The sequence below is a fragment of the Thermodesulfovibrio sp. 3462-1 genome, assembly GCF_040451425.1.
Classification (GTDB): domain Bacteria; phylum Nitrospirota; class Thermodesulfovibrionia; order Thermodesulfovibrionales; family Thermodesulfovibrionaceae; genus Thermodesulfovibrio; species Thermodesulfovibrio obliviosus.
This window is the reverse complement of sequence record NZ_CP144374.1, coordinates 1,499,883-1,525,125: the sequence shown is the minus strand read 5'-3', so window position 1 is coordinate 1,525,125 and position 25,243 is coordinate 1,499,883. Positions and strand designations below refer to the sequence as shown.

At 33.5% G+C, this 25,243-nt stretch carries 26 protein-coding genes; 13 read left to right on the top strand and 13 right to left on the bottom strand.

What is annotated here, in order from left to right; all coding sequences use genetic code 11:
• Nucleotides 1-2: 2 nt before the first annotated feature.
• The 12 genes from asnB to V4D31_RS07810 are packed head-to-tail and all read right to left on the bottom strand — an operon-like array spanning nt 3 to nt 13,241.
• On the bottom strand, nt 3-1,943 hold the full coding sequence (asnB, locus tag V4D31_RS07865) for an asparagine synthase (glutamine-hydrolyzing) (RefSeq protein WP_353685891.1): 1,941 nt from the start codon (nt 1,941-1,943) through the stop codon (nt 3-5).
• Between the two features lie 22 nt (nt 1,944-1,965).
• The gene (locus V4D31_RS07860; protein ID WP_353685890.1) at nt 1,966-3,102 is read right to left on the bottom strand and encodes a glycosyltransferase; all 1,137 of its coding nucleotides are present in this window, start codon (nt 3,100-3,102) and stop codon (nt 1,966-1,968) included.
• Nucleotides 3,090-4,181 carry a glycosyltransferase family 9 protein gene (locus V4D31_RS07855; RefSeq protein WP_353685889.1) on the bottom strand — a complete coding sequence of 364 codons (1,092 nt, stop codon included), beginning with the start codon at nt 4,179-4,181 and terminating at the stop codon, nt 3,090-3,092. The genes V4D31_RS07860 and V4D31_RS07855 overlap by 13 nt, the downstream gene beginning before the upstream one ends.
• A gap of 13 nt (nt 4,182-4,194) precedes the next feature.
• Nucleotides 4,195-5,295: a glycosyltransferase family 4 protein gene (locus V4D31_RS07850; protein ID WP_353685888.1), complete on the bottom strand. Its 1,101-nt coding sequence runs from the start codon at nt 5,293-5,295 to the stop codon at nt 4,195-4,197.
• Nucleotides 5,296-5,329: 34 nt separating this feature from the next.
• Nucleotides 5,330-5,461 carry a hypothetical protein gene (locus V4D31_RS07845; protein WP_353685887.1) on the bottom strand — a complete coding sequence of 44 codons (132 nt, stop codon included), beginning with the start codon at nt 5,459-5,461 and terminating at the stop codon, nt 5,330-5,332.
• 39 nt (nt 5,462-5,500) lie between these two features.
• Nucleotides 5,501-6,670: a putative lipopolysaccharide heptosyltransferase III gene (gene rfaQ / locus V4D31_RS07840; RefSeq protein ID WP_353685886.1), complete on the bottom strand. Its 1,170-nt coding sequence runs from the start codon at nt 6,668-6,670 to the stop codon at nt 5,501-5,503.
• A complete protein-coding gene (locus V4D31_RS07835; protein ID WP_353685885.1) occupies nt 6,646-7,749 on the bottom strand; it encodes a glycosyltransferase family 4 protein in 1,104 nt (367 codons plus the stop codon). The genes rfaQ and V4D31_RS07835 overlap by 25 nt, the downstream gene beginning before the upstream one ends.
• Nucleotides 7,749-8,321, bottom strand: a complete 573-nt coding sequence (locus V4D31_RS07830; RefSeq protein ID WP_353685884.1) for a polysaccharide deacetylase family protein — start codon at nt 8,319-8,321, stop codon at nt 7,749-7,751. Before V4D31_RS07830 ends, V4D31_RS07835 begins: the two co-directional genes overlap by 1 nt.
• On the bottom strand, nt 8,273-8,533 hold the full coding sequence (locus V4D31_RS07825) for a hypothetical protein (RefSeq protein WP_353685883.1): 261 nt from the start codon (nt 8,531-8,533) through the stop codon (nt 8,273-8,275). The genes V4D31_RS07830 and V4D31_RS07825 overlap by 49 nt, the downstream gene beginning before the upstream one ends.
• 1 nt (nt 8,534) lies before the next feature.
• Nucleotides 8,535-9,626: a DUF3782 domain-containing protein gene (locus tag V4D31_RS07820; RefSeq protein ID WP_353685882.1), complete on the bottom strand. Its 1,092-nt coding sequence runs from the start codon at nt 9,624-9,626 to the stop codon at nt 8,535-8,537.
• 25 nt (nt 9,627-9,651) lie between these two features.
• Entirely contained in the window at nt 9,652-12,264 is a 2,613-nt protein-coding gene (locus V4D31_RS07815; protein WP_353685881.1) for a CBS domain-containing protein, read from the bottom strand.
• Nucleotides 12,264-13,241, bottom strand: coding sequence for an NrpR regulatory domain-containing protein (locus V4D31_RS07810; RefSeq protein WP_353685880.1), 978 nt, complete (start codon nt 13,239-13,241; stop codon nt 12,264-12,266). The genes V4D31_RS07815 and V4D31_RS07810 overlap by 1 nt, the downstream gene beginning before the upstream one ends.
• A gap of 112 nt (nt 13,242-13,353) precedes the next feature.
• Here V4D31_RS07810 and V4D31_RS07805 point away from each other — a divergent pair, with 112 nt between their 5' ends.
• The 6 genes from V4D31_RS07805 to V4D31_RS07780 all read left to right on the top strand — a co-directional run bounded on the left by V4D31_RS07805 (nt 13,354) and on the right by V4D31_RS07780 (nt 18,637).
• Nucleotides 13,354-14,937, top strand: coding sequence for an L-lactate permease (locus V4D31_RS07805; RefSeq protein ID WP_353685879.1), 1,584 nt, complete (start codon nt 13,354-13,356; stop codon nt 14,935-14,937).
• Between the two features lie 22 nt (nt 14,938-14,959).
• Nucleotides 14,960-16,315 carry a DNA repair protein RadA gene (gene radA, locus V4D31_RS07800; RefSeq protein WP_353685878.1) on the top strand — a complete coding sequence of 452 codons (1,356 nt, stop codon included), beginning with the start codon at nt 14,960-14,962 and terminating at the stop codon, nt 16,313-16,315.
• Nucleotides 16,287-16,925, top strand: a complete 639-nt coding sequence (locus V4D31_RS07795; protein ID WP_353685877.1) for a hypothetical protein — start codon at nt 16,287-16,289, stop codon at nt 16,923-16,925. The genes radA and V4D31_RS07795 overlap by 29 nt, the downstream gene beginning before the upstream one ends.
• Nucleotides 16,918-17,691: a 16S rRNA (adenine(1518)-N(6)/adenine(1519)-N(6))-dimethyltransferase RsmA gene (gene rsmA / locus V4D31_RS07790; protein ID WP_353685876.1), complete on the top strand. Its 774-nt coding sequence runs from the start codon at nt 16,918-16,920 to the stop codon at nt 17,689-17,691. The genes V4D31_RS07795 and rsmA overlap by 8 nt, the downstream gene beginning before the upstream one ends.
• A gap of 127 nt (nt 17,692-17,818) precedes the next feature.
• Complete coding sequence (locus tag V4D31_RS07785; protein ID WP_353685875.1) at nt 17,819-18,169, top strand: hypothetical protein; 351 nt, start codon at nt 17,819-17,821, stop codon at nt 18,167-18,169.
• A 63-nt stretch (nt 18,170-18,232) separates the two neighbouring features.
• Nucleotides 18,233-18,637 carry a hypothetical protein gene (locus V4D31_RS07780; protein WP_353685874.1) on the top strand — a complete coding sequence of 135 codons (405 nt, stop codon included), beginning with the start codon at nt 18,233-18,235 and terminating at the stop codon, nt 18,635-18,637.
• On the opposite strand, the gene V4D31_RS07775 is transcribed toward V4D31_RS07780, so the two are convergent.
• Nucleotides 18,624-19,142, bottom strand: a complete 519-nt coding sequence (locus V4D31_RS07775; RefSeq protein ID WP_353685873.1) for a chemotaxis protein CheW — start codon at nt 19,140-19,142, stop codon at nt 18,624-18,626. The two genes, V4D31_RS07780 and V4D31_RS07775, sit on opposite strands and share 14 nt — an antisense overlap.
• Before the next feature lie 238 nt (nt 19,143-19,380).
• Here V4D31_RS07775 and V4D31_RS07770 point away from each other — a divergent pair, with 238 nt between their 5' ends.
• The 7 genes from V4D31_RS07770 to V4D31_RS07740 are packed head-to-tail and all read left to right on the top strand — an operon-like array spanning nt 19,381 to nt 25,235.
• Nucleotides 19,381-19,827, top strand: a complete 447-nt coding sequence (locus tag V4D31_RS07770; protein WP_353685872.1) for a phosphatidylglycerophosphatase A — start codon at nt 19,381-19,383, stop codon at nt 19,825-19,827.
• Nucleotides 19,828-19,833: 6 nt separating this feature from the next.
• The gene (thpR, locus tag V4D31_RS07765; protein ID WP_353685871.1) at nt 19,834-20,394 is read left to right on the top strand and encodes an RNA 2',3'-cyclic phosphodiesterase; all 561 of its coding nucleotides are present in this window, start codon (nt 19,834-19,836) and stop codon (nt 20,392-20,394) included.
• Between the two features lie 38 nt (nt 20,395-20,432).
• Entirely contained in the window at nt 20,433-21,458 is a 1,026-nt protein-coding gene (gene recA, locus V4D31_RS07760) for a recombinase RecA (protein ID WP_353685870.1), read from the top strand.
• Nucleotides 21,439-21,933, top strand: coding sequence for a regulatory protein RecX (locus tag V4D31_RS07755; RefSeq protein WP_353685869.1), 495 nt, complete (start codon nt 21,439-21,441; stop codon nt 21,931-21,933). Before recA ends, V4D31_RS07755 begins: the two co-directional genes overlap by 20 nt.
• Nucleotides 21,930-22,265 (top strand): hypothetical protein, encoded by a 336-nt coding sequence (locus V4D31_RS07750; RefSeq protein WP_353685868.1) that lies wholly within the window; start codon nt 21,930-21,932, stop codon nt 22,263-22,265. Before V4D31_RS07755 ends, V4D31_RS07750 begins: the two co-directional genes overlap by 4 nt.
• Nucleotides 22,266-22,268: 3 nt before the next feature.
• Entirely contained in the window at nt 22,269-24,893 is a 2,625-nt protein-coding gene (gene alaS, locus V4D31_RS07745; RefSeq protein WP_353685867.1) for an alanine--tRNA ligase, read from the top strand.
• 30 nt (nt 24,894-24,923) lie between these two features.
• On the top strand, nt 24,924-25,235 hold the full coding sequence (locus V4D31_RS07740) for a hypothetical protein (protein WP_353685866.1): 312 nt from the start codon (nt 24,924-24,926) through the stop codon (nt 25,233-25,235).
• Nucleotides 25,236-25,243 lie beyond the last annotated feature (8 nt).

Here is a 25,243-nt window from a genome sequence, read left to right as displayed (position 1 = left end):
ATTTATAATTCTAAATTATAAGTCTTTAGCCAAATTCCTAATACTAAAAGAATCCATAAAGGTTCTCCTAAATTGATTTTCCCTGAAAAGTGTAGATCCATTATTTTTTTTATCTCCTCTTTTTTAAATAAACAAAATGGGCTTTCATCTGAAAGAAGATAATAAAATAAGTCGTCTTTTAGAATAGTTTTCATCCATTTACCAATAGGTGGATTGAACCCAGCTTTTTTCCTACCTAATATTTCAACTGGAACTTTATCTCTAATTATATCTCTAAGGATTTTTTTATTTATTTTATATGACAAAGGTAATTTATTGATCCACTCAACAAATATATGGTCAAGAAAAGGACTTCGAATTTCTAAACTATGAGCCATTCCTCCTAAATCAGCTTTAACTAAAATATCTTCTGATAAGTATGTGATTTGATCTAATGCCATAAGAATCTCCATAGAATTTGATACTTTTGTCTTTTCTAAAAGTTTTAAAATTTCATCTGGCCAAATTTTTTCATTATGAGAGAAATTTGCATTATATAAAATTTCTTGCGTTCTTAGAGAAAATCCTGAAAATCTCAACGGATATGTGTTTATTAAATTGTCAGAAATAGATTCCATAATTCTTGAAACTTTACCACAACTGTGTTTTTTATCCCAATTAAACGGGATTTTTTTATTAAAAGCTTTAATAATTCTATAAAGTGCTTTAAAAGGTAAATAGTTAATAAAACGATTTCTGTAATGTATGTAATATCTTTTATATCCACCAAATAACTCATCTCCGCCATCTCCTGTAATAGCTACTTTGAAATACTGAGAAGCAGCTTTTGTAAGATAGAATACTGGAATAACAGATGGATCACCAAAAGGTTCGTCAAAATACCATACTATTTTAGTTAAATCTTCTTTAGGATTTAATATGATATTTTTCTCTATATGATTAGTATTTAGAAAATTTGCTATTAAACTAGCATAATATTTTTCATCATAATTAGAATCTGTAAATCCTGCAGTTAACGTATTAATTTTATAATTTTCTGTAGAATAACATAACACAGCCAATATAGTGGATGAATCAATCCCGCCACTTAAAAATAAACCTAAAGGCACATCAGATATCAACCTGTATTTTATTGATTCTTTTAATAAATTCAGAGATTGTTCTTTTGCATCATTATAAGAAATATTGATTTTAGGTTGAAAACATGGGAAATAGTATCGAGTAATAACAGGTTCTTTTTGGGGAGTATCAAGAAAAAATTCCATAAAGCATCCTGGAGGTAATTTCTTAATTCCTTTTATTATTGTATAAGGAAACAAAATATATCGCAACGAAAGGTATTGCTCAACAGCTTTCATATAAATTTCTTTTTTAATCCATGGCAATTTAAGTAATGCCTTAATTTCAGATGCAAAGCAAAAATACTCTCCATCCCAATAGTATTTAAGTGGTTTTTTCCCCAATCTATCTCTTGCTATAAAAAGCTTATTGTTTTTAGAGTCATATATACAAAACACAAAAAATCCTCTTAATTTTTCAAGACATGATTGTCCATATTTTTTAAATGCATACAATAATACCTCAGTATCAGAATTAGATTTAAACCTATATCCCAATTTTTCTAGTTCTTTACGCAACTCTTTATAGTTAAAAATCTCTCCATTGTAAACAATCCAAAGTTTATTTTCTTCGTCTGACATTGGCTGATGTGCTGAATCTGTCAAGTCAATTATACTTAATCTTACATGCCCTAAAATAAAATCAAAATTTTTTGAATATTGAATATTTTTTACTGAATTTAGAGGATAATATTTGTGCTTTCCTGTCTGAAAACAAACAAAACCTTTCTTATCAGGGCCTCGATGAGATAGCACAGATAGCATTTTTTCTATATATAAAGGGTTAATAAAATTTTTCTTAAAAATTCCAGCAATTCCGCACATAAATTTATTTATTATAATTTATTTATTTTTTTAAACAATGTTCAATATATTGTTTTGCAACATAATTTTCATCAAATTTTTTTAATATATCCTCATTTATTTCAGGATAACTATCAAGCGCAGACTTTATATTTTTTGCTAATGCTTCCGAATCACCAGGCGGTGAGAGAAATTTACTAAGCTGTCCAGTTAATATTTCTCTTGGTCCTGTGGGGCAATCGGTACTTACAACAGGAGTTCCTAATATTAGAGATTCTATTAAAACTGTAGGAAGTCCTTCACTATCAGAAGACATAACAAATAAAGAAGCGTTTTTTATCCAAGGATAAGGATTTTTTTGAAAACCCGGGAGAATAACTTTATGTTGCAGCTTAAGTCTATGGATTTGATTTAACAATTTTTTAAAAGTCAACCTATCAGATTCTGTATAACAACCTCCTATGAGAACTAATTTATGAGGAATATTTGCTTTATAATATGCATCTATCAGAAGATCATGACGTTTTCGATTTTCAAATTTGGCAGCATAAATTATATATGGTTCAGAAGGTAAATCTTCTTTCTCATTGCCTAATTTTCTAATTTTCTCAAAATTAAAGGGATTATAAATTGTTTTTATAGATTTTGGTTTGATTCCTACATTTTTTAAAATATCATCGGCTAAAGCTTGTGAGACAGTGATTATGTGTCTATTGTTATAAATTTTCCTAAATTTCCTTAAAAAACGATACTTTCTTATCAATGTTTTTATATAGCCTTTATTTCCTATTTTGTTTTTAATATATTCTGACATGCAATTTCTATATCTTATATAAACATTTGGCAGTTTAGCTATTTTGGTTATTCTATCCATATCCTCTGCATTTGAAATGTAAAAATGAAAACTCAATCCGTCACTTTCGATTTTTCTAATGACTTGCTTGAGTTTTTGTGATAACATTAATTTATTAAGAAATTTATTATGACTTAAAACTCCGTCTTTTGAAAGAATATGAATTTTAGAAGAAGGTACTTCTTCAATTGGTATATCAATTTTATTTTTAATTAAAATTATATGTGGATCATGGCCTAGGCGGCTAAATATTGAAAAAAGATTCAATACTACTCGCTCAGCACCACCACCAATTAATGAATCAATAAGTAATCCTATTCGCAACATTTTTTAATAAAAAATTCTGCAGCGTTGGTTATGTCTTCTACTTCTATTATTTCCATACATTTTGCCTCTGAACATTGATGTGGTAGTCTTTGACATGTTTGGATCCAGTTGATATTTCTTTTAAACATTTTATTTTGATTTCTACACTTTATAGGTTTTGAAATTGAGAGAAAAGGACAATATTGCCAAAATCGTCCTTTATCGAATAATATAGCAGAAGCTGGACCAAAAAGACAAATAGTTGGGGTTCCAATTATCTTGGATAAATGAGCAATTCCATTATCTACAGAGATTAATAAACATGCTTTTTTTATGAGTTCCCACATTTGAACAAGATCGAGATTTCCTGGATAAAGAAAAATATTAGGATCATTTATGTCTATTCCATTTAAACATTCTTTTTCATTTGGCCCGCAACTTAGGGCTATCTTTAGATGATATTGTTTTAAATATTCTATAATTTTTTTCCATTTTTGATTGTCCCATAATTTAAGTCTGGATTTTGCTCCTATATGTAATAATACATATTTAGCTGGTGGCATTTTAAATGGTTTATAAGAAGGCTGTGGCCATTCTTTAAAATTAAATGGGTCAGGGTCTATTCCTTCCACAAGGTTTGTAAGAATATCAGACCATGATTGAGGAATATTAGGAATAGATTTAAGCTCATCAAAACACCAATTTTTATATCTAGGAGTATCTCCAGCAAATCCTGTAATCCATTTTGCTCCTATAGCGAAAGCTGTCCATCCATACCTATTATCACCCGGAATTATTGCCCAATCAAATTTAGGTAGTTTCAACAAATTTAAAAATGTTTTCCACTTAAATACATTAAATCCTACAGGAACTACACCATAAGGATTTGTAGAATACAGTTTTATAAACACTTCAGGCATAGCATAATATATATCAGCTGTAGGAAAATTTTTTCTTATCTTTGCTAATAAAGAAGTGGTCATCAATGTATCTCCCAAAAATAGTTGATGAATAATTAATATTTTTTTAGGATTGTTGGGTTTTTTATATTTTAAAATCCTTTTTAAAATTAATTTCGGAAATCTATAAATTATAAACAAAAATTGCAATATTCTAAATGGCGTTCGAGAATTCATTTTTAGGGAATTTTTTATATATTTCTTCTATTTTTCTGAACATTTCATCTGTGGAATATTTATATTTTACAAATTTTTGGGCTTCTGTGCCTAATATTTTTTTTAAATTTGGGTCCTTATAAACACGTATAATTTCTTTTGCAATTTCTTCAGGTTTTTTAGGAGGCACAAGTAAACCTGTTTTTTCATTAATCACAACTTCCCTAATACCTATAATGTCTGAAGCAATAACACATTTTTTCATTGCCATTGCTTGAAGGATAGCCTGTGGAACTCCCTCGTTAGCATAGGAAGGATGAACAACTACATCTAATGAAGCTAATATTTGAGGGATGTCTTCTCTATGTCCTAACATAATAACCCATTTTTCTATATTTAATTTTTTTATATGATTTTCAATGTTTTGTTTTTGTGGTCCGTCTCCTACGATATAAAATTTAATGTTGGTAATATATTGTAATATTAAAGGAATAGCTTCTAACAAATATATATGTCCTTTCCAGCTTCTTAAAACTCCTATTGTTCCTACCTTGAATTCTTTGCTATTAAATATTGGTTTAACTTTTTCAGGATCAAACTTTTCTAAATTTACTCCAGTGGGGATTGAGAAAATTTTATTAGGATTGAATTTATTTATATTTATCATGTTTTTTCTTATTTCTTCTGATGTGGTTATAATAATATCAGGTAAGACATTATAAATCAATCGATTTAGAGCAGTATTTTTTATCGGAGTTGATAAGTGTCTTGTTCTAATTATTTTAGGTTTATTAGAGGCTAACTTTGCTGCAATTGTAGTAACCCAGCTGTCTTTGGAGCTATGGGTATTAACTATATCAACCTTTTCTTTTTCTATCAAAGCCTTAATTCTTAAGAAAGAAAGTGGATGATATTTTGAAAATTTAACAGCAAATACTTCAAAACCTTCCTTTTTAGCTCTCTTTAAAATTTCACTATTTTCTTCTGCAGCAATTAAAACTCTATATCCTCTACCTCTCATAACTTTTGCTTCCTGAAGGATACGAATTTCCTGTCCTCCCCAACCCATTGATGACTCAGTATGTAAAATTATCTTCATTTACCCTGTTTATTACCTTCACTGGGATAATTTATCAAGAAATGTTAAAAATTTGTATATATCTCTTTTGTATAATTTCATAAGGCTCAATCGCATCAGTCCTTTCTTTTTCTCTCTCAATCAGTCTTTGCTCATGCTTTTTTAATAAATTTTTAAGTTTTAACATGAAATTATTATATCACATGTCTGTTATCATTGAATATTTTCAACTTAATACGTTTTTTAGAACCTCAATTACTTCCTCAGGTTTTATGTCAAAGAGGCATTTGCTTATTTTTGAGCCTCCGCAACCATCCTGACCACAGGGAATGCAACTCCAGTTTCTCTGAATTACTATATTTTTGCCAAATCTCTGGATGCCATTTCTTTGAGGATAAGGTTTCTCAATTGCTTCATTATCCCACGGACCCCAATGGAATGCTCCACTTGGACCAAAAAGTGCTATAACCGGCTTGCCTAATGCTGCTGCTATGTGCATTGGTGCTGTGTCTATGCCAAAGTAAAAATCACAAATTGATGAGACTGCTATGAGTTGCCTCAGGGTTAGTTTACCTGCAAGATTGATTATGGGAGATTTTTCCTGAGCGTAGCCGATGGGCTCAGAACTAAAAGAAGGAATATATGAAAGAATTGATTCAATCTTTTTAAGTTCTCTATCATCTCGGGATGAAGTAAGAACAACTCTGTGTCCACTGGAAATCAACCACTTTATAACTTCTGCCATGTATTCATCCTTCCAACATTTAAAAAGCCAGCGGGATGTAGGATGAATATGGATGAGTTTTTTGTTAAAGGAAGAGATTTTTTGCTTTTGCTCGGAATGACAAAATGAATGATCGGAATAACAAGGAAAAATCAGGTTTTTTGCCCAAGTTTTTTCTTCTTCTGTAACATTAAGAATTACTTCAGGTTTTCCGATTGTTAGCCCCATTTTTTCAAGAACTTCAAGATTCTGAAGCACTGTATGTTTATGCCAGTTTATTTCAAAAATCTCAGTATAAAGATGTTTTTTCCCAAAAAATCCTCTTGATTTTATGCCAATTCTTTTTTTAGCTCCTGAAAAATAGGATATTACTGCTGCTCTGTCTCCTCCTGTAAGCTCTATAGTGGTATCAAACCCAATCTTTCGTATATCCATCAGAAATCTCATCTCCTCAATATATCTTTTAAAAGCAGGTAATTTTTTTATTCCTTTGTCATAGGTGATAATCTTGTCTATGTAAGGATTTTTCTCAAGGACAGCCTCTGTACCTTGGTTTACTAATGCAGCAATAAAGGAATTCTGAAAATTTTCTCTTAAAGCTTTGAAAACAGGCGTTGTAATTAAAACATCTCCTATATGACGAAGCTTTATGACAAGAATTTTTTTATACATCCGGTGAACTCCTCTACAGTTCTTTGAATGGTAAAATGTTCTGCTTTTTTCCTTGCAAACTCTCCCATTTTTTTAGTATTCCCCATGGCAGTGTTTATCTTATCTGCAAGCTCCTCATGTGCAAAGGGATTTTTTATGATAAAGCCCTCTTTCCCCTCTTCAATTAATTCTGCCACACCATTGTTTGTAGTTGTAATTACTGGAATTCCCGATGCCATTGCTTCAATGGTAGCATTGCTAAAAGGATCATAAATTGTTGGAAGAACAAAAAGGTCTGCAATGCCATAAAAGCTCTCAATGTCTTTTCTTGTGCCCATAAAAAAAACCTTATCTTCAATACCAAGATTTTTAGATATCTTCATGTATCTTTTTATATCTCCTTTACCTATAATAAGAAGCAGATATGGTTTATGATTCAAAATCGCCATTGCTTTAAGAAGGGTAAAAAGTCCCTTTCTTTTAAAACCTGAACCAACGAAAAGAATAATTTTCCTGCCATCTGGCAGTTTAAGTGTATGTCTTAATTGACTATTTTTTTTTCTATTTTCCGGTGAGAATTTCTCAGTATCAACGCCATTGTAAATTACTGTAATTTTTGAAGAAGGGATTCCATAGTAATTAATTATTTCATTTTTTACCATATGGGAGTTTGCAATGATTAATGGAGTTTTCTCAAAGATTTCCCTTTCAAGCCTTAGATAATACCTGTGAAGGGGATTCAGTTTAAATGATAGTTTTTTTATTTCAGATTCAATTAAAGAGCGTAATTCAAGCCATCTTCTATGACATCCTTCTCCAGCTCTGTAAATATGCTGATTTGTGGTTCTCTCAAAGCTAATAACACAATCGAACTCTTTAAGATTAATTTTGAGATTGTGGTTGAAGCTATAAGCTTTCAAAAATGATCCTAATGGCAGAATTGGAACTTTATGAAATACTACTTCTTCATGTGTTATCCATTTGTTTGCAAATATATGAATTTCCCATTCTTTTTTTTTAAAAGCCTCTATAAGGGTGGAAAGATATTTTTCTGCGCCACCATGATAGGAGAAGTTTCTTTTTATGAAAGCAATTTTCATTAAAATCTTATTCTATAATAGATTTTGCTTAATAGTGAAGAGCTATAAATGATTAATTTCTTATTAAGCCATCCTATGCCTTTGTTTTTTATAGCCAGTCTTTTAATATGAAAGAGATCATCTGTATTTGCTCCTCTTTGAGTTGTATAGAGAGCTTTAAATCCGAGTTTTTTTGCTATTTTTACTGCTTTACTGTCATAAACTCCTCTGGGCCAGGCAAGATGAAGAGGCTCTTTCCCGAGATTTTTAATTAATAATTCTTTCCCTATTCTTAAATCATTTTCCAGTGTCTGATAATCAGCCATTTCTATGAAATCAGGCGTTTTATGTGTGGGTCCATGACTCTGTATATCAAAAACACCTTCATACTGCATTTCCCTGAGTTCATTCCATGTGCACATAACTTCATGCTTTCTTTCTGAAAAAGCAAGCCTCCACATTTGTTTATGAGAAAGAGGGTTAAGACTGTCTCTTTTAAGCTCTAAATCCGTTATGAACTCTGTTGCTACAAAAAGCAATGCTTTCATTTTGTATTTTTTGAGAACTGGATAGGCGTAAATATAGTTATCCACAAAGCCATCATCAAAGGTGATAAGAAGACATTTTTTCTTGGTTTTTCAGGATTTTCCATGAGATATAAAAACTCTTTTGCATCAAGCGTTTTCCAGCCTTTTGTTTTTAAGCCTCGCAGTTGTTCTTCAAAAATCTCTGGAGTAACATTAAGGACACTATTACAGGGCATTACATGATAATACATTAAAACAGGGATGCTGTCAAAAATCAATTTAACTTGATATATCCTCTATATTTTTTTCTTCTTTTTCTATGAATTCATCTGAATGAGTATAAATCTCTATCCCAAGCTTTTCCGCCACTGGCTTAGCACGAGGATCAACCATTGGAGATATTACAATAACTCTGTCAACCTTTTTTTGATGTTTCTTTTCATAGAATTCTTTTTTTCGCCACAGTGTATACATATCAGATTTACTCATTGAAGACTTAATCTCACAGGCAATGAGTTCTGCATTTCTTACTATTAAATCAATCTCAATCTGGTCTGGTCTGCCAAAAACTTCTCCCTCATGATCATAATCAACATACCTTATTACTTCAACGCCGAAAGACTCCTCAATTATTGCTTTAAGTCCATTACGAAAAGACTCTTCTGAATAAAGCCCCCATCTTGCACCAAGTGCACCAATTGTGTAAAGATGTCTTTTGTCAATCTTTTCAAGCCGTTTAAGAATTTCATTGATTGTTCTTTGATTTTCCTCCCAGCGCTTCTCATTTTCCTCCCATTTTCTGTTCCATTCTGCCTGTGTTTGCTCCCAGCGCTTCTCATTTTCTTCCCATTTTCTGTTCCACTCTGCCTGTGTTTGCTCCCAGCGTTTGCTCCATTCCTCCCATTTTCTGTTCCATTCTGCCTGTGTTTGCTCCCAGCGTTTGCTCCATTCCTCCCATTTTCTGTTCCATTCTGCCTGTGTTTGCTCCCAGCGCTTCTCATTCTCTTCCCATTTTCTGTTCCACTCTGCCTGTGTTTGCTCCCAGCGTTTGCTCCATTCCTCCCATTTTCTGTTCCACTCTGCCTGTGTTTGCTCCCAGCGCTTCTCATTCTCTTCCCATTTTCTGTTCCATTCTGCCTGTGTTTGCTGCCAGCGTTTGCTCCATTCCTCCCATTTTCTGTCAGATTTTTCTTGCATCTGCAAAAGTTGTTGATAGAGCTGCTCAATTCTGTCCTCTGTTTTTTTCTTTGGAGGATAGTAAGCTTTTGTTATTTGAAGAATATATCTGCGAAAAGAAGGATCTGTTTTTAAAATTGTTGGCAGTTCATTTTTAATAATTTTTTTGATCTCTTCAAGATTAGTTGTTGTCATAACTTATGATATCATACAATCTTTTTTATTTTCCAAACTTTTTTACAAATTCTATCTCTTCTTCTTTTGAAAGAAGTCTGCCCTGAAGTTTTTCCTTTAAAATTTCATCAAAAATTTTTTTGTATACAGGACCTGGCTGAATTCCAAGTTTTTTTAAATCTTCTCCCCGCAAAAGAGGTTTTATTTCTTTTAATTTTGTAAGATAAATTGAAATTGCCCTTTTTTGTTGCTCCTCTGCATAAATCATCATCAAAATTATTGTTTCTATATTTAAAGAGCTTAAAAGCTTATATACTTCTAAAAAGGATTCCTCAGAAGGAAAATTCTGTAAGGCTTTCTCAGCTGAAGTAATGTTTTCAATAAGTTGTTTTTTTACATTCTCTGGAGCGCATATTCTTTTAAGAAATTCTTCCCTTTCGTGCGACTTAAGATTCCACAAAAGCACCACTAAGTAAATGAATTCTTTCCTATATTTTTCTTTCAAAAAAAGTAGTTCCATGCCTTGAACAGTTTCATGAGCTTTAACAAGCTCATTAAAAAGCTTTTCATCAAAAGAGGGATGAAGAATTTTGAGCAAGCCATAATCTGCAAGTCTTTTTACTGAATAATGAGGTAAAGTTTCTTTTAAAAGTAAAATCAGCTCTTCATAAAGTCTTGGTCCTTTAAGTTTCTCAAAAATGCTCATTTTAACTGCAAGTTTTATCAAATTTTCAGTATGTTTAGATATTTTAAATCCCAACTTTTCTGAAAATCTTATGGCTCTTATGGCTCTTGTAGGGTCTTCTACAAAGCTTAAATTATGAAGCACTCTGATTTTTTTATCTTTTATATCTCTTTGTCCACCAAAAAAATCTAAAAGCAAACCAAAATCTTTTGTATTAAGTTTAACAGCCAGAGCATTTATCGTAAAATCTCTTCTGTATAGATCTTTTTTTATAGATGAAGTCTCTACCTTTGGTAAAGCTGCAGGAGACTCATAATATTCTGTTCTGGCAGTAGCAATATCTATGGAGAATCTTTTAACTTCGCCATTTTTTTCAATTTCTATTAAAATCTTGGCAGTGCCAAACCTTCGATGAGGAATTACTTTGCCGTTTATTATTTTTGAAAGTTCTTGAGCAAAAGCTATTCCATCTCCTTCAACTACAATATCTATGTCAGGACTTGGTTTTCTCATAAGGAGGTCTCTTATTGAACCGCCTACTAAATAAACTCCGTATCCCATTTCTTCTGCAAGACTTCCTGCAGTGAGGAGAATTTTATAAATTTCTTCAGGAAGAAACTCTTTCATCAAGTTTGCTACATTTTTTTTAGATTCTTCAATTTCTTCCTTAGGTTTTGAAATCTTGAACTTTCTTATCAGCTCCTCATATAAATTACGCAATATGTCAGTTCTTGTAATAACTCCAACAACTTTATCATCTTTGAGAATTGGAACAAATCTTTGATTAAGTTCAATCATGTTCTTTTCTATTTCCCATAAAGGAGTGTCTTGTTCTGCAGTGTAAGCATCTGTTGTGGCAAAATCTCCAACTCTTGATTTTTTCAGACCGTGAAAAATTGCTTTTTCAACAACGCCTCTTGTAATTACACCAATGTATTTATTGTTTTTAATTACTGGCATGGCATTTATGCCATACTTTGTCATCATATCTTCAACTTCCTTAATTGTTCTGTCCCATTGAACAGAGATTACTGGAGTTGTCATTAAATCTTTTGCGATTTTCTCAGGCTTTACCTGTTGCTTAATAATTTTTATGAGTTCATCAATTAATAAATTAACAGGTCTTTCTTTTAAAGTAGCACTGCCTGCTGCCCAGTGCCCTCCTCCTCCAAATTCACTTAAAATTGAACCCACATCAACCTGTGGAGTGTTACTTCTTCCGATTATCAAAATTTTATCTTCCATCTCAATAATAAGAAAAAGAGCATCTGTGTCAATAAGATCCATTACTTTGTGAGCAATGTGAGAAACATCCTGAGGCTCTTCTTTTACTGCATGGGCAATGTTAACTCTTATTCCATTGATTAAGTATTCCTGCAGTGAATTTAAAAGTTCATTAAGAAGAGATACTTCTTCACGTGAAAGTTCTTCTTTGAGAAATTGAGACACTATATTTAAATTTGCACCTCTTTTTAGCAAATATGCTACTGCTAAAACATCTCTTTCAGTTGTTGATGGAAAGACAAGGCATCCTGTTTCTTCATAAATTCCAAGACAAAGAAGAGTTGCTTCAAGAGGAGTAATAGGAATATTTTTTTTACGAAAGATCTCTGTAAAAAGTGATGCAAGGGCACCAACCTGCTCTGTTATCTCAAAATCTGCCTTTATGTCATCCTCTGTCTTCGGATGATGATCATAAAGATGCACCTTTACTGGCTTTTTTAATAGTTGAGCAAGCTCTCCTATCCTATGAACACTTCTTGTATCAACAACTATTAAGGTTTTAACCTTGTCTAAATCTATTTCTTTTAATTTTTTTATTTCAAATGGTTTAAAAGTTTCAAAAAAAAGCTTAACCCTCTTTTCCATCGACCCTGGCAATACAATATCTGCCTCTGGATAGAGCTTCTTTGCTGCCATGCAACAGGCAAGGGCATCAAAATCAGCATTAAGGTGAGTTGTTATTATCTGCATTATTTAAGTTCGTTGCTAAGTTCTTTGAAATCAATCATTGCTTGATAATCATAAAGAGTTGAAATAGCTGAAGTGTATGTTTGAATACCAGTTTCTTCAACTGCTGCAATGGGATTTAATCCTCCTACCACTATAATGCCAACACGGTCTATTCCAACAGGAATGTCAAGCAGAGTTTGATTTGGCTCACCAAACACAAGAATTCCCTGAAAGCCTTTTTCCTGCATGGTTGAATAAATCTCTTTTACTTTGTTAAGACATACTGCTGGAATTTCTCTAAAACTTGCAAGAACTCTTCCATAACCGTTTTTTATGGCACCTGAAACATTGGTCATCTTACCTCTTATAAATATTTCCAGCGGATCAAGAGATGTTCCATCATATCTTATAAGAGCACTAAATTTATAAGGCAATCCATCTTTTATTTCAAGGACTCCGCCAAATTTTGAAATAACAGGTATTCCATGTTTTAATAAAATAGCATTAAGAGTAACACTGCATACTGTTCCTATACAAACATGTTCGTCAGGCAAAACAGCTTCATCATCTTTTTCAATAAAAACAATCCTGTTACTCATTACAAGGGATGAATTAAAAACATTTTCCATTGATTTAAGAGCTTTTTTTAGTTTGTTCTTTGGAATGTAACTTAGATTGACAATAATTTTGCCTTTACAGGAATTTATATCAAAATCAGAAAGATAACTCAAAGTTTCAATCTTATTTATTATAAATCCAACTTTTTCAACTGTAATTGCAGTGTCAAGCTCTTGTCTTCCTTTTTCAGTAATAATTCTGCCTTCTTTACCAAAAATTTTTGTTAAGCCTCTTTCATCAAGAATTTTCAGATGATATCTTACTGTTCTTTCTGATAGATTTATTCCATACATCTTAAGCCTTTTTGCAATTTCTTTTGAACCTATTATTTTGTTTTCCTTTGCAAGAATTTTTAAGATAGCAATAAGTGTTCGATTCATAAATCCTCCAGATTTGTTTATTTAAAATTATAACATGGTTGATTTTTATAATGAAAAATTGTTTAAAATATTAAGCTTTTTTTAAATTTTTCAACTCTAAAAGGAGGTTAAAATGGATTTCTTTTTAGCCCTTTTCCCAATTCTTGTGGTTTTAATAGGTATGCTTGTTTTTTATCGTTCAGGGAGTTTTGTTTCTGTAGTAGGATGGATCCTTGCTATGTTTGTAGCGGTTTACTACTTTAAAACTCCATGGAATGTTGTATGGGGTGCTACACTTACTGGAATTGTTAAAGCATTTGGGATCTCACTGGCAGTTGTTTTTACAATGTTTTTAATATTTTTAATGAGAGAAACCGGTGCATTAAAGAAAATTATTGATTATGTAAAAGGAATTGCTCGAAACAAAGAAGAACAAACCCTTTTCATCGGAATGGGATTTGGCTCTTTAAGCACATCACTTGGTATGGTAACTCCTGCAATGTTTCCACCGATTTTTTTGTTATTAGGATTTTCTCCTATTGCTGCAATTGGCATAAGCATTCTTTGCTATGACCCTCTTACTTCCTTTGCTCTATTTACAATTCCTCTAACACTGCCTTCAAAAGTTGCAATGGCTTTTGGAATAAAGCCTCCTAACATAGAAAGCCTTAATGATTTTATCTGGGATTATACTTTCAAAGTAACTGTTTTATTGCCTGTAATCTCAGTGATTTTTGCTTTTTTGATGCTCAAAGTTGTTGGAGGTAAAGAAGCTATAAAGAAAAATTGGAAAGCTGCAATGATTTCAGGTCTTATGCTTTCAGTTTCTGCCCTTGTAATTGCCGGTTTCAGAATTCTTCCAGTAGAAATTATAGGAATTATCTCTGGATTGATTACCATGCTCACAGTTTATTTTATTTATCGCAGGAATAACACTCAGGAGCAAAGTAAATCTATTTTTAATAAAGAAGTTTTTATAGCCTGCCTACCATTTATCCTGTTAATAATAATCTCACTCATTGTAAATATCCCCACTATTAAAATGAAACTTGAAAATGTTCTGGGTCAGACTGAAGTAATTAGAATTATTGCTGATAAAAAAGAAGATTTGAACATTCTTGGGAATGTCTGGTTCTGGATAATGGTTGTTTCTTTTATTTCAATATTTATACTTAAACCATCAGGTAAACAATTAAGGAATGTTTTCAAGCTCTGGATAACAAGAATATGGGGACCTTTTCTTGCTTACTCACTTTTCTTTGCTGTGGCATTTATTATGGCATGGTCTGCAATGGAAGTTGTAAATGGAAAGCTTGTCCCATCTCAATATTTTGCCCAGTACAACATGGACAGAATTATAGGAATAACACTTGCAAATGTTTTTGGTCCTGCTTATCCATTCATTGCACCTTTTCTTGGTTTATTTGGTGCATTTGTTGGAGGAAGTGAAACAGCCTCAAATGTTCTTTTTGCAAAAATTCAATGGGAAGCAACTCTTTCAACAGTCGGAGCAAATGCTTTCATGTGGATTTATGCAGCCCATGCAGTTGGTGGTGGAATAGCCTCTGCAATAACTCCTTCTAAGATTACAAATGCTGCTGCTACAATTGGTGTGGGCGGTAGAGAAGAAGCACAGTTTATAAAAGCAGTTTTAGTTCCAGTTTTACTTATGTGTGCCATAACAGGTGCAATGACTATGATAATTGTTTATTTATAAAAAAATGAATTATTATTAATGAATGAAGGCAAAGATTAAGCAAGTTTTTCAGTGCCAAAGCTGTGGATATATTTCACCAAAGTGGATTGGCCGATGCCCTGATTGTGGCGCATGGAACAGCTTTGTTGAGGAAACTATAGAAGCAGGAACTGAAAGAAAAATTTTATCAGAAACTGTTCAGCCTGTTTCCATTAGTTCAATTGAAATTACAGTATCGGACAGATTTTTAACTGGAATTGCAGAACTTGACAGAGTTCTTGGTGGCGGATTAGTTAAAGGCTCTCTTATTCTTATTGGAGGAGACCCTGGTATTGGGAAATCAACACTGCTACTGCAGGCATCCAATAACCTTTCATTGCAGTATGGTAAAGTTCTTTATGTTTCAGCAGAGGAATCTCTTACACAGATAAAACTTAGAGCAGAAAGACTCGGAATTACTTCAGAAGGAATTTTGCTTCTTAGTGAAACCCTTGTTGAGAAAATTATTGAATGTGCAAAAGAAACTCAACCAGCTACACTAATTGTTGATTCAATTCAGACAGTTTACACTGAAGAAGCAGTTTCAGCACCTGGTTCTGTAAGTCAGATTAGAGATTCCGCAGCAAAATTTATGAATTTTGCAAAATCCACAGGGATTCCTGTCTTTCTAATCGGTCATGTCACAAAAGAAGGAGCAATAGCAGGTCCAAGAGTGCTTGAGCATCTTGTGGATACAGTTCTTTATTTTGAAGGAGACAGGGGATATGCCTATAGAATCCTGAGAAGTGTAAAAAACCGTTTTGGTCCAACCAATGAAATAGGTGTTTTTGAGATGACTTCACAGGGACTTACAGAGGTTGAAAATCCTTCTTTAATTTTTCTTTCTGAACATGGAGTGTCAAGTGGTTCAGCCATTACAGCAACAATTGAAGGAACAAGAGCAATTCTCACTGAAATACAAGCACTGGTTTCACCTTCACAGTTTGGAATGCCAAGAAGAAATTTTATTGGAGTTGATTATCAGAGAGTAAATCTTTTAATTGCTGTTATTGAAAAACGCGGGAAAGTAAATCTTGCCAGTGCAGATATATTTGTAAATGTTGTTGGAGGATTAAAAATTACAGAGCCTGCTTCGGATTTAGCAATAATTTCTGCCATTGTTTCCTCTTTTAGAGATATGCCTTTGCCTGATAGAACTGTTATTTTTGGTGAAGTTGGATTAAGTGGCGAGATTCGTGCAATATCTCAAACTGAGTTAAGATTAAAAGAAGCCTCCAGAATAGGTATGAAAAGAGCAATTATCCCTAAAAGCAATCTTGAAAGGCTTAAAGAAGGTTATGATCTAAACATAAAAGGAGTGACATCAATTAATGAACTTATTGAGGTTATTAACAGTTAGTCTGGTTATTTTTTTATTTTCTGGTTGTGCAGAAAAGAAACCAGAGATTTTGAAAGAGTTTTATGCTGAGGATGTAAAGGATTTTATAAAAAAAATGCAGAATTATCAGGGCATTGAAAGCTCCTTAGCTATTGATTATGAAAGCAAAGGAAATTTTCTCAGTGGAGATGCTTTACTTAAAATTAGTAAAAATGAAACACTTCTTCGCATTTACTATATGGGCTTTCCTGCAGGTGAAATTTATGAAAAAAATGAAGAAGTATCATCAACCCTACTAATAGAAAAAGATAAGGTAAAGCAAATTTTAACCGGGGTAAGAAAGGGTTTTATGTGGTGGATTGGTGATTTTGAGATTGGAGAAAAAGACAATAATTTTATTTTGAAGGAAAAAAATAGTGACAGACAAGTATTGCTAAATAAAAAAGGATTTATGCCTGTAAGTCAGAGTTTTACCTTTGAAAATCAGCAAATTTTAATAACTTATAATGACTTTAAACAGTTTCAGACTGAAGATAAAACTAACCTCATAATGCCTTCCAGAATTATTGTTTATTACAAAAATAGAACCTTAAAAATCAACATAGAAAAATTAAAACTGATAAATGGCTAAAAAAAAGCTCGGGCAGCATTTTTTAAGAAATAAGGAGATTCTTCAAAGAATTGTCAATGTTGCAGAAATTGAGCCTCAGGACAAAGTTGTTGAAATTGGTGCAGGAATGGGCGATTTAACAGCATTGTTAATTGAGCAGGCGAGGGAAGTTATAGCAATTGAAATTGATCCAGCGCTTTTTAGAATTTTAAAAGAAAGATTCCGTCAAAGACAAAATTTGAAGCTATTCAATCAGGATGCTCTCAAGTTTCCCTATGAAGAGATTGGACAGTTTAAAGTTGTTGCTAATATTCCCTATTACATAACAAAACCTATAATTTTCAGATTAATTGAAGTGAGAAATTTTATTTCAATGACTCTTACTGTGCAGAAAGAAGTTGCCCAGAGGTTTATTGCAGTTCCTGGTTCAAAAGCATACTCTGCTTTAAGCATTATTGTCCAGTATTATACGACTGCTGAAATAAAATTTTATATTCCTGCAAAATTTTTTAGCCCTCCACCAGAGGTTGAATCAGCAGTAATTAAAATTCAAAGAAGAACTGAGCCAGCTGTAAAAGTAGCTGATGAAAAAATATTTTTTAAAATCGTTAAATCAGCCTTTGGCCAGCGCAGAAAGATGATAGCCAACTCTTTAAAATCAGTCGTTGATGAACCTAAGGAATTTCTAAATAAAATCGGCATAAATCCCTTAAAAAGAGCAGAAGAGCTTTCAATTGAGGATTTTGCTTACATTACTAATGAACTTTGCAAATTTTGCAAAAAATAATGCAAATTTTGCAAAAAAAAGGCAACAGTTTCATATAAAACCTCATAAAATCAATATATTTCAATTCTGGCATGGTAATTGATATTTAAAAGAAGTAAAGAAAAGTCACAAAAAGGAGGTGAAAGAAATGAAAAAGTTTTTAACGGTGTTTGCATTACTAACAGCACTAACAGTATTTGCAGGTGTATCTTTTGCGCAGCGAGGAATGGGTCCTCAGTATCCAATAGGAGTTGATTCAGCTAAGGCGCAACAGTATTGCAAGGAAATTCAACCACTTTATCAGAAGGATTTACAGCTAAGGGGTGAGCTTTTGACCCTCTGGGCACAGCCAAACCCTGATTGGAATGCAATCAAACACAAAGAACAGGAAAGAGCAAGTTTAAAAGTGGAGATGCACAAAAAAGCCTATGAAATGGGACTTCCCTATGCACCAGCCGGGAAAAGAGGATTAAACATCAGAAGAATCTGTGGATGGTAAAAATCAAGGGGGCTTGTGCCCCCTTTTTTAAGGATTAATGCAATGAAATGGAGCATAGTTATAATGATTTTTCTGATAGCCATAGGACAGATTGCAGAAGCTCAGGAATGGGAAGAAAGTTATGATCCAAACACAGAGATTGCTATTAAGGGGAAAATTGCTGAAATTATTTATAGAGATTATGGACCTGTGGTAATAGGAATTACAAAGCATGATAAAATCTACAATATTATTACAGCACCGAGATGGTATATTGAACAGGAAAAAATAGAATTCAATCTTGGAGATGAGGTGGTTGTTCATGGCGCTAAGTTTTTTTCCAAAAAGGGTGAGCTTTTTATTATTGCAAGATCAATCCATAATATATCAACAGCCAAAATTTATTCATTCCGCGATGAGAATATGAAGCCTTGCTGGAGTGGAGGAAGACAGCACAAAAAGAGATACTGGAAGTTTATTCCTCAATAGCTGCCTTCTCTGTGGCCTCAACCATTCCTTCACTTTCTTCTTTACCAATAAGTCTGTCCATATCAAGAAGAATAATAAGTCTGTCTTCAAGTTTTGCAATTCCCCATATAAATTCTGAACTTACAGAATAAGTCATAGCTGGAGGTGGTTCAACGATGTCAGTGGATATTCTTAGAACTTCAGAGACCGAGTCAACAATCAATCCAATAGTTATACCCTGAATATCCATTATCATAATTCTTTGTTTTGCTGTTTCTTCTTCCTCAGGAAGTCCAAATTTTTTTCTCAGACTAACAACAGGAATAACCTTCCCACGAAGATTTATAACGCCTTCAACATAGTATGGAGCATTTGGAACTCTTGTAATTTCTTTCATTCTGTTTATTTCCTGAACTTTGAGAATATCAACAGCATACTCTTCACCACCAAGAGTAAATGTAACAAGCTGGAGAATTTTTGTATCTCCACCTGCTTTTTTCTCACTTACTACCAGTGCTGTGTCCATCTTACCCTCCATAGACTTTTTTAGTGAATTATAATGAAGTGTAACCTATTTGTCAATAACAATTCAATTTTCTAAAAATGCCGATAGAAAATGTCATTTCTATCTAATGTTAGGTAATCCTGAAGGACAGAAGTGCTTTCTGAAGACTCCTCGCTACCCTGAGAACAGGTCCATCGGGCAGTTTCAGGAATCCCCTTGCATTGTTGACTAAACTAAGACTGTTAAGCATAATAAAAAAGTGAAATTTTTAATGCTTTCAAAGATTATTGCTACAGTTTTTTTTATTGGATACTGTCCTTTTGCACCTGGTACAGTGGCTTCTGCTTTTGCAATGGCTCTTTTATGGATTTTTAAACCCCATGATACGATTATGTTATCAATGTTACTGAGTTCATTTATTCTGGGAACAATTTCTTCAGAAAAAGTGGCAAAGCATCTGGGTATTAAAGATCCTTCCTGCATTGTTATAGATGAGTTTGCAGGCTATCTTACAGCAGTTATGTTTCTTCCGTTAAACTTGAATGTTCTGATTGCAGGATTTGTGCTTTTCAGGTTTTTTGATATTATAAAACCTCCTCCTATAAGGCAGGCTGAAAGAATAGATGGTGGATTTGGTATCATGATTGATGATTTTCTGGCAGGACTTCTTAGCAATCTTTTAATAAGAATTTTTCTTCTGTTATGATATTTTATGCGTCTTTTTATAGCAATAGAACTTCCTCAGCAAGTTAGAGAATTTCTTGCAGACTTGACTAATTTCAAATCATCAATTGATGGAGTTAATATTGTTCCGAAAGAAAATTTTCATATTACATTAAAATTTCTTGGTGAAGTTGAAGAAAAAATTATCCCTTCTTTAACATACACTTTGAAATCCTTATCAAATGAGTTTTCTAATTTTACATTGAAAATTACTACTCCTGGAGTTTTCCCGGATAAAATAAAACCAAGAGTCATATGGATTGGCACAGAAAATACAGAGATACTTAAGAGATTAACAAAAAGGATTGACGAGGAGACTTCCAGTCTTGGTTTTCAAAGGGAAGAAAGACAATTTAAGTCTCACATAACCTTAGCAAGAGTGAAGAATTACAGGAATGGGAAATATTTTTTTGAGAAGATTTTAAAGAAATTTTCTGAAAAGTCTTTTGATTTTCAATTTGAGGTTAAAGAGTTTGTTTTAATGAAAAGCATATTGACTCCAAAAGGTTCAATTTATTCAGTTTTGGAGAGATTTCCTTTGCTCAAATAGTTTAATGGTATAATAAAAAAAAGCTTAAGAGGTGATTTATGAATAAGGAGAAATTAAAGGCATTGGAGATTGCTATATCCCAGATTGAGAGAAATTTTGGCAAGGGCGCAATAATGCGTCTTGGAACAAAGGCTCAAGCAGAAGGAATAAGTGTAATTCCTACAGGTTCAATATCCCTTGATATAGCAACAGGTGTTGGAGGATATCCACGCGGAAGAGTTATAGAAATTTTTGGGCCTGAATCTTCAGGTAAAACAACCCTTGCACTCCATGCAATTGCAGAAGCTCAGAGGCTTGGAGGTGTTGCAGCATTTATAGATGCTGAGCATGCCCTTGATGTGAATTACGCTTCAAAATTAGGTGTTGATGTGGAAAATTTACTAATAAGCCAGCCTGATACTGGAGAGCAAGCTCTGGAAGTAACAGAAACCCTTGTCCGAAGCGGAGCAGTTGACATTATTGTTATTGACTCAGTTGCTGCTCTTGTTCCAAAGGCTGAAATTGAAGGAGAAATGGGAGATTCTCTTCCAGGTCTTCAGGCAAGGCTTATGAGTCAGGCTTTAAGAAAGCTTACAGCAGCTATATCAAAGTCTCAGACAGTTGTTATTTTCATAAATCAGCTCAGACAGAAAATTGGAGTAATGTTTGGAAATCCAGAGACAACTCCTGGAGGAACCGCACTAAAATTTTATGCTTCAATGAGGCTGGATATAAGAAAAACAGACACATTAAAAGAAGGACAGGATACAACAGGTGGTAGAGTAAGAGTTAAAATTGTGAAAAATAAAGTAGCACCGCCATTCAAAGAGGCTCACTTTGATATTTACTTTAATGAAGGAATATCAAAGACAGGCGAGGTTCTTGATCTTGCAGTGGAAAAAGGAATTATTGAAAAATCTGGAGCATGGTACAGTTACAACGGAACAAGATTTGCTCAGGGTAGAGAAAATGCTAAAGAATATTTAAAAAGTCATCCAGAAATCTTCAATGAAATTTATTCCAAAGTTATGGATGCTTATGGATTAAAGCCAAAGGTCATAGAAGGTGAAAAATCGGAACAATGAAGTATTAAAATGTGCATTGAGGTTAATTACAAAAAAAGATAGAACAGAGGCTGAATTAAAAGATAGACTTTACAGAAAAGGATTTTCTCAAATGGATATTGATGATGCGGTTGCCTATTTAAAGCAGAATGGATTTATAGATGACAGTAGATTTATCCAGAAAGCAGAAAAAATTGCACAAGACAGATTTCTTGGTAATATGGGTTTAAAAAACTACTTTACAAGAAGGGGCATTGATAAAGAATTACTTGACAGCATTCCGGAAATAGACGAATTTTCCCTTGCTCAGAAACTTATCCAGAGAAAAATTCATTTAATAAAAAATGATCCAGAGGATAAAAAAATGGCTAAAATAGCAGGATTTCTTCTCAGAAGAGGATTTTCATGGGACACTATAAATAAATTTTTGAATGAAAAATTCCCCGGAGATATAGAGTCTCAAGACAATGACAATTTAAAGGAGGAGTTGAAATGAGAGTTTTAATTGCTTTGTTTATCGCGTTATTTATTTTTGGATGTGCTTCGCAGGGTGTTAGATATACCTATGATGAGATTAAAAATTATCCACCAGAGATTCAGGAAAGAATTGCAAAAGGAGAGATAGCACTTGGGATGACAAAGGAGCAGGTAAGACTTGCATGGGGGAATCCTTCTTCTGTAAGGGTTCTTACACCTGAGAAAGGAAAGCAAAGAGAAGAATGGATTTATTCTTCTTCTTTAGGACTTTTAAAATCAAGGCTTATTTTTGTTGATGGCAAGCTCACCTACATAATAAGCAATGAGCAGAGAATAATAGGTGAGGAGTAGTAAATGCAAAGTTTTGAAATAAGGAATCTATTTCTGGACTACTTTGTTTCCCATGGACATGAACATGTAAAGAGTTCTCCACTCATTCCTAAGGATGACCCCTCATTGTTATTTACAAATGCAGGTATGGTTCAGTTTAAAAGAGTCTTTCTTGGTGAAGAACAGAGACCTTACAGTAGAGCCACCAGCTGTCAGAAATGTATGCGTGCAGGTGGAAAACACAGTGATCTTGAAAATGTTGGATTTACAGCAAGACATCATACTTTCTTTGAGATGCTTGGTAATTTTTCCTTTGGAGATTATTTTAAAAGGGAAGCAATATTTTTCGCATGGCAACTTTTAACAGAACATTTTAGACTTCCGAAAGAAAAACTCTGGGTTTCAATCTATAAAGACGATGATGAAGCTGCAGATATATGGGAGAAAGAAGTAGGCATGCCAGTTGAAAGAATAGTGCGCCTTGGTGAAAAAGATAACTTCTGGCAGATGGGAGATACAGGTCCATGTGGACCATGCTCTGAGATAATAATTGATCAGGGTGAGGATTTTGGATGCGGAAAGCCTGACTGTTCTGTAGGATGTGACTGTGACAGATTTCTTGAGTTGTGGAATCTTGTTTTTATGCAATACAACAGAGATGAAGAGGGGAAATTGACAGCCCTTCCTAAGCCAAGTATTGATACAGGAATGGGACTTGAAAGAATTACAGCAGTTCTACAGGGGAAGAAAACAAATTTTGATACAGACCTTTTTCAGCCAATTATTTCTGAAATTTGTTCTGTTTTAAATGTAAGCTACGGTAGGGAAAGGAAAACTGATGTTTCAATAAAAGTTATTGCAGACCACATAAGAGCTTCCACATTTTTGATAGCTGAAGGACTCATTCCTTCCAATGAGGGAAGAGGTTATGTTTTAAGAAGAATTATAAGGAGGGCATTGAGACACATTAAGCTACTTCAGTATGATAGAGTGGCTTTTTATAGATTTGTTGAACCTGTTATAGAAAGTCTTGGAACAATTTATCCTGAGATTGTTTTTGAAAGAAAAAGAATTGAAAAGATCATAAAAGTGGAGGAAGAAAGATTTCTTAGAAGCCTTGAAAGGGCACAGCAGATTTTTGATGAGATTCTTGAAAATCTTAAGAAATCAGGTTCAAAGGTTCTTCCCGGAGAAGAAATCTTCAGACTCTATGATACTTTTGGTTTGCCTTTTGATTTAATAAAGGAAATGGCACAAGATTCTTGCTTGGAGCTTGATGAGATAGGTTTTCACAGACAGTTGAATAAACAGCGTGAGCGGGCAAGAGCAGCTTCAAAGGCTCAGGAAATCGGAATAGATGAAGTATATAAAGAGTTAAGAAGCGGGAATCATGATTTTAAATTTACGGGTTACACTGATTATGAAGCAGAAACAATCATTCATGCCATCATAAAAAATGGAAAGACTGTGAAGATACTTGAAAAAGGCGAAGAAGGAGAAGTTTTCCTCTATGAAACGCCCTTTTATGCAGAATCAGGTGGACAGGTAGGAGACACAGGGATAATAATTTCAGGCTCAGGTAAGGCAGAGGTTTTTGATACCAAGAAGATAGCAGGACTTCACTGTCATAAAGTAAGAGTTATTGAAGGAAGCATAAAAAAGGATGAAAAAGTTTTTGCAAAGATTGACATAGAAAGAAGAAAGGCAATTGCGAGAAATCACACAGCAACTCATCTTCTTCACGCTGCCTTAAGAGTTGTTCTCGGGGAGCATGTAAAGCAGGCTGGAAGCCTTGTTGCACCAGACAGACTTCGTTTTGATTTTACCCATTTTGATGCTTTGAGTGACGCTGAGTTACAGGAAATTGAAAGCATTGTCAATGAAAAAATACTTGAAAATTTACCTGTCATAGTAGAGGTAAAATCCCTTAATGAGGCTTTGAATGAGGGGGTTATAGCCCTTTTCGAAGATAAATATGAAGATACTGTCAGGGTTGTAAAAATTCTCGGATTCAGTAAAGAACTTTGCGGTGGCACTCACTGTAAATCTACTGGTGAAATAGGAAGTTTTTATATTATTTCAGAAAGCTCTGTTGCCTCGGGAATCAGAAGGCTGGAAGCTGTCACAGGAGTCTCTGCCCTTGAATATGCTAACAGATATAGAGAGCAGATAAAAAATATCTCTCAAATTCTTAAATCAGCAGAACCTGTAAAAGCAATACAAAGACTTATTAATGAATTAAAGTCAAAGCAACAGGAAATTGAAGCCTTGAAGGACAAACTCTTAAGTCACAGTATTGACGGATTTGTAAAACAGGCAAGAGACATAGACGGAGTTAAAGCACTGGCAGTAAAACTTGAAGGGGTTGATACAAAATCCTTAAGAGCACTTTCAGACAAACTTAGAGAAAAACTGCATCCAGCAGTAATTTTACTTGCATCAAAGACTGATGGGCAGGGGATTCTGATTCTTTCAGTTACAAAAGATGCTACAAGTAAATATGATGCTGGAAAACTTTTAAAGAGCATAACTCAGGCTGTTGGTGGTAAAGGTGGGGGAAGGGCTGATTCTGCTCAGGGTGGATGTCCTGATGCTGCAAGCATTGACAAAGCAGTAGAAATATTTTATGAATTAATTAAACAACATTGAACCCTTGAACTATTGAACAAGGAGGAAAAAATGGCATTACAGGATTTGTTTAAAAATATGATTTTTGCCTGTCTTGGAATGCAGGAAATACTTAAAGAATTTCTCAATGACCTTGTAAAAAGAGGCAAGATGAGCGAGTCTGAGGCTGCAAAAATAATTAATGAATTCATCTCAAAATCTGAAGAAGCAAAGGAGGGCTTTAAAGAAAACTTTAAAGAAATGATTCAAAAGACACTTCAGGGGATGAATTTAGCAACAAAAGATGAGATTGAAAACATGAAAGCTCTGATAAATGAAATGAATCTAAGGATTACAAAGATTGAAGAAAAATTGAAAGAATAATTGAAAAT